The sequence below is a fragment of the Pseudomonas sp. SDO5271_S396 genome (assembly GCF_054071795.1).
Genome location: NZ_JBSVWB010000095.1, coordinates 1 through 8292, shown reverse-complemented (window position 1 = coordinate 8292; position 8292 = coordinate 1). Strand labels below are relative to the sequence as shown.

Below are 8292 nucleotides of genomic sequence, written 5' to 3'. Positions count from 1 at the left end.
GCCCGCGAAAGCGTCAGCGCAGGCGCCGCTTATTTCGGCCCCATGATCTTCACCAACTTCTCCGGTGATGGCGCCCCTTGTTGCTGCTGCAACCCACCCTTGTCGTCCAGATAGAAAATCGCCGGCGTCGCCGACAGTTCCAGCTCGTCCATCAGCTTCATGTTCGCACCGAGCTTGGCTTCGATGTCTGCCGGAATCTTGGCCAGTGCCTGCAATTTGCTGCCTTTGCCGGCGGCTTCGTGGGTTTCCAGGGCTTTTTGCGGGTCTTTGGCGGCGAACAGGGCGGCGGATTTGCCGGCACTGTCTTCGCGGATGATGCCCACCATGATGTGGCGCAACTGCACCTTGCCGGCCTTCACCCAGGGACGGGCCTGTTCCCAGAACATATTGCAGTAAGGGCAGTTGGGGTCGCTGAACAGGTAGACAATACGCGGGGCGTTCTTGTCGCCGTCCTGGATCCAGCTGCTGTTTTCCATCTTGGCCCAGACTTCCTTGGCCATCGGCGCGTACACCAGTTTTTCCAGGGGGGCGGTGCTCAGGTCATTGCCCTGGGCGTCGTAAAGGTTGCCGGCGATCACGTTTTTGCCATCGGCGGTCAGGTACAGCGCCATGCCACGGTTCTGGTACTGGGCGGCGTAGCCGGTGAGGCCGCTGGGGGCGTCGAATTTGCCGATGATCTTGGCACCCTTGGCTTCGATCTGTTTGATGGGGGCCGGCCAGTCTTCGGCCTGGGCCAGGGTAGCCGCCAGCGTGAGTGGCAGCAAAGTCAGCAGGTGGCGGAGGCGAGGCATGTCGGTTTCCTTTCAATAGCGGTGTCGAAGGGTTCCATGGCGCGGGCCAGGCTGGCTTGGGACAACTCGCCCAAGTGGCTGTTGATCAGGCGCCCGTCGGCGGTATAGAACAGTGTAGTGGGCAGGGCCATGGAGCCCACGGCCTGGCCAAGGCGACCGCCGGCGTCGAACAGCACGTTGTCGAGGGTCAGGCCCTGGGTGGCCAGGAAGGTGCTGACGCTTTGCATGCCTTCGGCCTGGTTGACGAACAGGAAGGTCACGTCCGGGCGTTGATGCTGGGCGCGTTCCAGTACCGGCATTTCGCGGCGGCACGGCGGGCACCAGGTGGCCCACAGGTTGATCACCAGCGGGCCGCCCTTGTAATCGGTCAGGTGCACTTCGTGGCCGTTGGCATCGAGCAGGGTGATTTCCGGCAGGCGCGAGCCTTTGTCGTAGACGTTCAGCGCGAGGCTGGTCATGCCCCAGAACACCAGGCCGGTGATCACCCCGGCACTCAGCGGTCTGCGCAGGGCCGGGCGACGCCAGCCATAGAGCAGGGCGCCGAGTACCAGCGCGATCACGCCGGGCCAGGCGAGGAAGCCGCCGTCACGCAGGTCGACCATCTGCAGCCAGTCGCTGCTGTACTCATCCCAATACATCAGGACAAAGCTGACCCGCGCCGCGAGCATGCCCAGCAGGAACAGGCTGAACAGCACCGATTCGGGGTTTTCACCGCCACGCTTGGCCACGCGCCAGCCCACCAGGGTGGCGAGAATCAGCGCGGTAATCAGCAGCAAGTGATTCAAGGCGATGGCGAAAGTGCCGATGGTCAGGGTCAGCATCAGAGGGCGTCCCGGGTCTGGTTCCAGCGTTGCAGGAAAGCGGCGGCGTCCACTTCGCCAGTGATGCGTTGGGCGCGGCGTTCTTCACCGTCCGGGCCGATCCACACGAAGCTGGGTGGCCCCGGTACCTGGTAGCGGCCCAGCAGTTCGCGGCTGGCGGCGCTGTCGGCGGTCACGTCGAGGCGCAGCAGGCGTACGTCTTTCAGGGCGTCCAGTACGTCGGGTTGGCCGAACACCTGTTTTTCCATGATCTTGCATGACACGCACCAGTCGGCGTAGTAGTCCACCAACACCCACTGGCCCTGGGCCTTGGCGCTGTCGAGCTGGTTTTGCAGCACGGCCGGATCGTTGATGGTCATGAAGGCATCGTGGGCGCTCGGCGCAGCGGCACCGCGCGAACCGCTGTAGACCTTCAACGGTTGCCACAGGTCGTCGCTGCCCCCGGCCGCACCGACCACCAGCACCGTGCCCCACAGGCCCAGCACCAGGGCGCCGGCGCCAAACACCTTGGCGGCCAGGCCGTATTCACGGGCCAGGCTCCAGCCGCAGTAGGCCATCACCAGCGCCAGTGCGCCCCACAGGCCGATCCACAGGCTTGAGTCGACGACCGGACGAATCATCAGCACGGCGGTCCCCAGGAACAGGAAGCCGAACACGCCTTTGAGCACGTTCATCCAGGTACCCGGCTTGGGCAGGAAGCGATTGCCCACGGTGACCAGCAGCAACAGCGGCACGCCGATGCCGATGCCCATGGCGAACAGGATCAGACCGCCATGCAGCGCATTGCCGCTTTGTGCGATGTACAGCAGCGCGCCGGCCAGTGGCGCGGTCATGCACGGGCCCACGAGCAGGCCGGACAGTGCACCGAGAATGCCGGCGCCCACCAGGCTGCCGCCGCTCTGCTGACGGCTGGCGTTGTCCAGGCGGTCCCGCAGGAAGGCGGGCAGTTGCAGTTCGAAGAAACCGAACATGGGCAGGGCGAGGATGACGAAAAGGGCGGCGAAACTGCCGAGGATCCACGGCGTTTGCAGCAGCGCGGCCAGGTTGCCGCCGAGCAGCGCGGCGAGGACGCCCAGCGCCGCATACACCAGTGCCATGCACACCACGTAGCTGCCGGCCAGGGCGAAACCACGCCGTGGGCTGGCGCCGCTGCCCACCACCAGTCCGGCGAGGATCGGCAGCATCGGCAGCGAGCAGGGGGCAAAGGCCAGCAGCAGGCCCAGACCGAAGAACACCAGCAGGCTCCAGCCCAGGCTGCGTTGTTGCAGGCCGCTGGCCAGGGTCTGGTCCTGGGCCTGCGCGGTGGCAGCCACCGCCGGGTTGCCACCCAGGTCCACGGTGATCGACTGCGGCGGGTAGCACAGGCCCGCATCGGCGCAGCCCTGCCAGCCGAGCTTGACCTGACCGGTGACGCCGGCGGGGATCTTCACTTCCAGGCCCTGGCGATACACCTCTTGCTCGCCGAAGAACTCGTCGCTATGCGCCTCGCCCTGGGGCAGCGCGGGTTTCTCCGCCAGGCCGTCGAACTTCAGGCGCTGCTTGTACAGGTAATAACCGTCGGCAATCTGCCAATACAGCTGGGTCTCGCCACTCTCCAGGCGCTCGGAGGTAAAGGTGAACGCCTTGCCCACCGGGAGAAAGTCGGGTTTGCTCGCAAAAGGATCGTTGCCCGGCGCAGCCTGGGCGAATCCCGCGAACAACACCAGCAGAAAGGTAAACAGATGCCGCATGGTCAAGCCTTAGTTCGTTTCAAGTGAGGCACACAATGTGGGGTGCTGATTAACCGATGATTAACCGGCGCTATTCTAGAGTGTAGGGATTATCTGATGTTGCGAAGTTTGGCGGCATAATGCGCGCTTAATCCGCCGCTTTTCTAATCCTCCCATCTTTCATGAAGGGTTCAGCATGCACGTACTGGTCTGTGAAGACGACGAACTGATCGCCAGCGGTATCGTGGCCGGCCTTGGCGCTCAGGGCTTTACCGTCGAGCGCGTGGCTTCGGCCGCTGCGGCGCGGGCGATGCTCAAGGCGGCGACGTTCGACATCATGGTGCTCGACCTCGGCCTGCCCGACGAAGATGGCCTCAAGCTGTTGCAGCAACAGCGCAACCAGGGCCTGGAGATTCCCGTGCTGATCCTCACCGCCCGGGACTCGGTGACCAACCGCGTCGACGGCCTGCAAGCCGGCGCCGACGACTACCTGCTCAAGCCCTTCGACCTGCGCGAACTCGCCGCACGCCTGCAAACCCTGCTGCGCCGGGTGGCCGGGCGCAGCGTCAACCTGATCGAGCATGGTCGACTGACTTACGATCCGAGCAGCCGCGAAACCTTCCTGGGTGGCCAGCCGGTGGACCTGTCACGCCGCGAGCAGGCGCTGTTGCAGGCCCTGCTGCACAACAAGGGCCGGGTGCTGTCCAGCGAACAGCTCAAAGACAGCGTCTACGGCTTCAATGACGAGCTGGAAAGCAACGCCCTGAACGTGCATATCCATCATTTGCGGCGCAAGTTGGGCAACGGCATCGTCGAGACCGTGCGCGGACTGGGTTATCGCCTGGGCCCGGCTGACGGTGGAGAGCAGGTGTCGTGAAAAGCCTGCGCCTGCGGCTGACGTTCAAGCTGGGCGCCGCTTTTGTGCTGATCTGGGCCCTGGCAGCCGCCTGGATGCTCAACGATCTGCGCAACCAGATGATGTTCTCCCTCGACCAGCGCCTGGTGGCGTCGGCGCGCATGGTGGCCGGGCTGACCGAGCAGATGCCGGGCCTGGCCAGCGTGAGCGGTGGGGCGCATTTCAGCGCCGAGCAATTGAACGTGCCGGGTGGCATGGCGTGCCAGGTCAGCTCGTTGCGCGGCGAAATCCTGGCGCGCAGCCACACGACGCCGGATGAAGGCCTGGAATCGCGCCGCAGCGGGTTTCGCGACCAGATGATCGACGGCGTGGGTTGGCGCAGTTTCACCTTGTCCCGGGGCGACTTGCTGATCACCACCGCTGACCGCCAGGTGGAGCGCGAGGCGCTGAACCTGTCGATCCTGTTGGCTGCCTCCGCGCCGGTGGGCGTGGCAATGCTCGGCTGCCTGTGCCTGCTGTGGCTGGGCATCGGCCAGAGCCTGTTGCCGCTCAATCGCATGCGCGACGCGCTGATGCGGCGCAGTGCCGACTCCCTCGAACCCTTGCAGATTCACCCGCTGCCCAGCGAGCTCAAGCCGTTGCTCGACACCCAGAACCAGTTGTTGCAGCGCATCGCCAAGACCATCGAGCGCGAACGCCGCCTGACCGGCGATGCTGCTCACGAACTGCGCAGCCCGCTGACGGCGATCAAGACCCACCTGCAAGTGGCCCGCATGACCGACGGCACTGCGCGTGACCAGTCCCTGGCCCATGCCGAGGAGGGTGCAGACCGTCTGCACCGTACCCTGGAGCAATTACTGCTGTTGGCCCGGGTGGAGGGCAACCTGTCGTTTGACGATGGCATGCACTCCAGTGCAGAACAGGTCGCGCGTCTGGCGATCCAGGATGCCAACGCGGGCGACAACTCGCGCATCGACCTGATCCTGCCGGACACCCTCAGCGACCGCCCGGTGGAAATGCCGGTGGGCCTGGCCATCGCGGCCCTGCGCAACCTGCTGGACAACGCCCTGCGCCATACCCCGGCCGATACCCGTGTGGAACTCAGTGTGCTCACCACCGCCGACAACGTGGTGTTCCGCGTGCGCGACCACGGCAAGCAGATCTCCAGCGAAGACCTGCAATACCTCACCCAGCGCTTCTGGCGCAACGGCAGCAGCGAAGGCTGCGGCCTGGGCCTGGCCATCGTGCAGGCGATCGTGCAGCGCTGCTCCTGTTCACTGAAGTTCGACAGCCAGGCCGATGGCTTGCGGGTTGAATTGGGCATGCCGCTGCGCCGCTGAACCGTTAAGGATCAACCCCCAAATAATTACCGCCCTGCTGAAGTGGCAGCCTTCAGGATGGCGGTAATTTTTTTGCGTTTGAACGGGCTGAACGACTCAGCCTGACTTGAAAAGGACAGCTGCCATGTTGGTCATCGATACCACCTTTCCCTCTCAACACTTCAACGAGCGTAACGGCGAGCCCGTGCGCCAAGTGGTGTTGCACTACACCGCGTTGCCGTTTGTGCCCTCCCTGAATACCCTGACCCGCGATGGGGTCAGCGCCCATTACCTGCTGCCAGATCCCACAGAACCGGGCTATTGCGCCGCCGGTTATGAGGAACTGCGCGCGTTTCGTCTGGTGGATGAAGACAAGCGTGCCTGGCACGCCGGGGTGAGTCATTGGGACGGGCGGGACAACCTCAACAGCCGCTCGATTGGCATCGAGCTGGTCAACCTGGCGCGAGACGAACAGGGGATCTTTACCTTTCCCGATTATGCGCAAGAGCAGGTTACTGTGCTGATTGCGCTGCTGCGCGACATGCTCGGTCGGTATCCGCAGATCGGGCCGACCGACATTCTCGGGCACTCGGACGTGGCGTACTGGCGTAAAAGCGACCCGGGCCCCCGGTTACCCTGGCGACAACTGCATGATGCGGGGGTAGGGGCCTGGTTCGACGAAGCGACCCGAGCGATGTACCAGCGCCGCTTTTGCCTGGGGTTGCCGCCGGAGGTCGAAGTGGAACGGGCGTTTCAGCGTTACGGTTATGCGCCGGCGCGCAACCGCCAAGCCTTCGAGCAGCGCACCCGGGCGTTTCAGATGCATTTTCGGCCCCGGGATTATGGCGGGCATCTGGACGCGCAAACCTGCGCAATTCTGTATGCCTTGAACGACAAGTACCGAGGCCTGTGAGGCTCGGCACATTTTGATCTTCATCCGTCAGTTCGCGACCTCTGCCCCTAAATCCTCGCCTGGCTGGCGCGTTTCTACAGCAGGAACCAGATGAGGGATCGAGTAATGTCCGTCGCTATCAGCCGTATCGAAGACACGTCGCTTCAAGAAACGCTCTACCAGTTCGACGAAACCCCTCTGCTGGCCCGTCAGCGTCAGCAGGAGTCCAACGCCCGCAGTTATCCGCGACGCATCCCGCTGGCGCTCAAGCGCGCCAAGGGGCTTTATGTGGAAGACGTGGAGGGGCGTCGTTTCATCGACTGCCTGGCCGGTGCCGGGACTCTGGCGCTGGGGCATAACCACCCGGTGGTGATCGAGGCCATCCAGCAAGTGCTGGCCGATGAGCTGCCGCTGCATACCCTGGACCTCACCACGCCGGTCAAGGACCAGTTCGTGCAGGACCTGTTCGGCCTGTTGCCGACGGAACTGGCACAGCAGGCGAAGATCCAGTTCTGCGGCCCTACCGGTACCGATGCCGTGGAGGCGGCGCTGAAACTGGTGCGCACCGCCACCGGGCGCAGCACGGTATTGTCGTTTCAGGGCGGTTACCACGGCATGAGCCAGGGCGCCTTGAGCCTGATGGGCAGCCTGGGGCCGAAGAAGCCCTTGGGTGGCCTGCTCGGCAATGGCGTGCAGTTCTTGCCGTACCCCTATGACTATCGCTGCCCGTTCGGCCTGGGCGGCGCCGAAGGCGTACGGGTCAACCTGCATTACCTGGAAAACCTGCTCAACGACCCGGAAGCCGGGGTGTTGCTGCCGGCGGCGGTGATCGTCGAAGTGGTACAGGGCGAGGGCGGTGTGATTCCGGCCGACCTCGACTGGCTGCGCGGCCTGCGGCGTATCACCGAGCAGGCAGGCGTGGCGCTGATCGTCGATGAAATCCAGAGTGGTTTCGGGCGTACGGGCAAAATGTTTGCCTTCGAACATGCCGGGATCATTCCGGATGTGGTGGTGATGTCCAAGGCTATCGGCGGCAGCTTGCCGTTGGCGGTTGTGGTGTACCGCGACTGGCTCGACACCTGGCTGCCAGGCGCCCATGCCGGCACCTTCCGTGGCAACCAGATGGCGATGGCGGCAGGCTCGGCGGTAATGCGCTACCTCAAGGACCACGACCTGGCCGGCCACGCGGCGGCCATGGGCGAGCGCCTGGGCGAACACCTGCGCATCCTGCAGCGCGACTTCCCGCAGCTGGGGGATATTCGCGGTCGCGGGCTGATGCTCGGCGTCGAACTGGTCGACCCCGACGGCGCCCTCGATATCCAGGGCCATCCGCCGGTACATCCCCAGTTGGCGCCATTGGTACAGCGCGAATGCCTCAAGCGTGGCCTGATCCTCGAACTGGGCGGCCGGCACGGCAGCGTGGTGCGCTTCCTGCCACCGCTGGTGATCACCGCCGCTGAAGTCGACCAGGTCGCCGACATCTTCGGTCGGGCCCTGGCCGCCGCTGTGGCCAGCCTCTAATTTTTTGCAGGTTTGGAACGTTTCTACAGATAGCCGTGCTGCGCAGTGCGCGCAGCCAACCCTCTAACCATGGAGAACAGCAATGACCTCAGTATTTGACCGCGACGACATCCTGTTTCAGGTAGTGGTCAACCATGAAGAACAGTATTCCATCTGGCCTGACTACAAGGTCGTGCCGGAAGGCTGGCGCACCGTTGGCAAGAGCGGCATGAAGAAGGAATGCCTGGCCTACATCGAAGAGGTGTGGACCGACATGCGTCCGTTGAGCCTGCGCCAGAAGATGGACGGCGCGGCTGTCGCTTAAGTAGCGCACACCAAATGTGGGAGCTGGCTTGCCTGCGATAGCGGTGGGTCAGCCGGCACATTTGGCACAGATACACCGT

General features: G+C 64.1%; 8 protein-coding genes. 5 read left to right on the top strand and 3 right to left on the bottom strand.

Annotated features, from left to right (window positions below; all coding sequences use genetic code 11):
• Nucleotides 1–29: 29 nt before the first annotated feature.
• From dsbG to dsbD, 3 genes are read right to left on the bottom strand one after another with little or no spacing between them, the layout of a single operon-like run.
• Nucleotides 30–791, bottom strand: coding sequence for a thiol:disulfide interchange protein DsbG (gene dsbG, locus ACW9IN_RS29750; RefSeq protein ID WP_457369188.1), 762 nt, complete (start codon nucleotides 789–791; stop codon nucleotides 30–32).
• Nucleotides 767–1612, bottom strand: coding sequence for a prolipoprotein diacylglyceryl transferase family protein (locus ACW9IN_RS29745; protein ID WP_457369187.1), 846 nt, complete (start codon nucleotides 1610–1612; stop codon nucleotides 767–769). Before ACW9IN_RS29745 ends, dsbG begins: the two co-directional genes overlap by 25 nt.
• The gene (gene dsbD, locus ACW9IN_RS29740; protein ID WP_457369186.1) at nucleotides 1612–3342 is read right to left on the bottom strand and encodes a protein-disulfide reductase DsbD; all 1731 of its coding nucleotides are present in this window, start codon (nucleotides 3340–3342) and stop codon (nucleotides 1612–1614) included. The genes ACW9IN_RS29745 and dsbD overlap by 1 nt, the downstream gene beginning before the upstream one ends.
• 175 nt (nucleotides 3343–3517) lie before the next feature.
• Between dsbD and ACW9IN_RS29735 the strand changes: the two genes are divergently transcribed.
• The 5 genes from ACW9IN_RS29735 (at nucleotide 3518) to ACW9IN_RS29715 (ending at nucleotide 8213) form a co-directional block, all read left to right on the top strand.
• Nucleotides 3518–4198, top strand: coding sequence for a response regulator (locus ACW9IN_RS29735; RefSeq protein ID WP_457369185.1), 681 nt, complete (start codon nucleotides 3518–3520; stop codon nucleotides 4196–4198).
• On the top strand, nucleotides 4195–5517 hold the full coding sequence (locus tag ACW9IN_RS29730; RefSeq protein WP_457369184.1) for an ATP-binding protein: 1323 nt from the start codon (nucleotides 4195–4197) through the stop codon (nucleotides 5515–5517). Before ACW9IN_RS29735 ends, ACW9IN_RS29730 begins: the two co-directional genes overlap by 4 nt.
• Before the next feature lie 124 nt (nucleotides 5518–5641).
• Nucleotides 5642–6409 carry an N-acetylmuramoyl-L-alanine amidase gene (locus ACW9IN_RS29725; protein ID WP_457369183.1) on the top strand — a complete coding sequence of 256 codons (768 nt, stop codon included), beginning with the start codon at nucleotides 5642–5644 and terminating at the stop codon, nucleotides 6407–6409.
• Nucleotides 6410–6514: 105 nt separating this feature from the next.
• Nucleotides 6515–7909 carry a diaminobutyrate--2-oxoglutarate transaminase gene (locus ACW9IN_RS29720; protein ID WP_457369182.1) on the top strand — a complete coding sequence of 465 codons (1395 nt, stop codon included), beginning with the start codon at nucleotides 6515–6517 and terminating at the stop codon, nucleotides 7907–7909.
• Nucleotides 7910–7991: 82 nt separating this feature from the next.
• Nucleotides 7992–8213: an MbtH family protein gene (locus tag ACW9IN_RS29715; RefSeq protein WP_457369181.1), complete on the top strand. Its 222-nt coding sequence runs from the start codon at nucleotides 7992–7994 to the stop codon at nucleotides 8211–8213.
• The last annotated feature ends 79 nt before the right edge of the window (nucleotides 8214–8292 follow it).

What these genes read in the sequence shown, in the direction of transcription:
- ACW9IN_RS29745 (WP_457369187.1), bottom strand. Translation starts at nt 1,612, where the DNA reads ATGCTGACCCTGACCATCGGCACTTTCGCCATCGCCTTGAATCACTTG.
- dsbG (WP_457369188.1), bottom strand. Translation starts at nt 791, where the DNA reads ATGCCTCGCCTCCGCCACCTGCTGACTTTGCTGCCACTCACGCTGGCG.
- dsbD (WP_457369186.1), bottom strand. Translation starts at nt 3,342, where the DNA reads ATGCGGCATCTGTTTACCTTTCTGCTGGTGTTGTTCGCGGGATTCGCC.
- ACW9IN_RS29725 (WP_457369183.1), top strand. Translation starts at nt 5,642, where the DNA reads ATGTTGGTCATCGATACCACCTTTCCCTCTCAACACTTCAACGAGCGT.
- ACW9IN_RS29720 (WP_457369182.1), top strand. Translation starts at nt 6,515, where the DNA reads ATGTCCGTCGCTATCAGCCGTATCGAAGACACGTCGCTTCAAGAAACG.
- ACW9IN_RS29735 (WP_457369185.1), top strand. Translation starts at nt 3,518, where the DNA reads ATGCACGTACTGGTCTGTGAAGACGACGAACTGATCGCCAGCGGTATC.
- ACW9IN_RS29715 (WP_457369181.1), top strand. Translation starts at nt 7,992, where the DNA reads ATGACCTCAGTATTTGACCGCGACGACATCCTGTTTCAGGTAGTGGTC.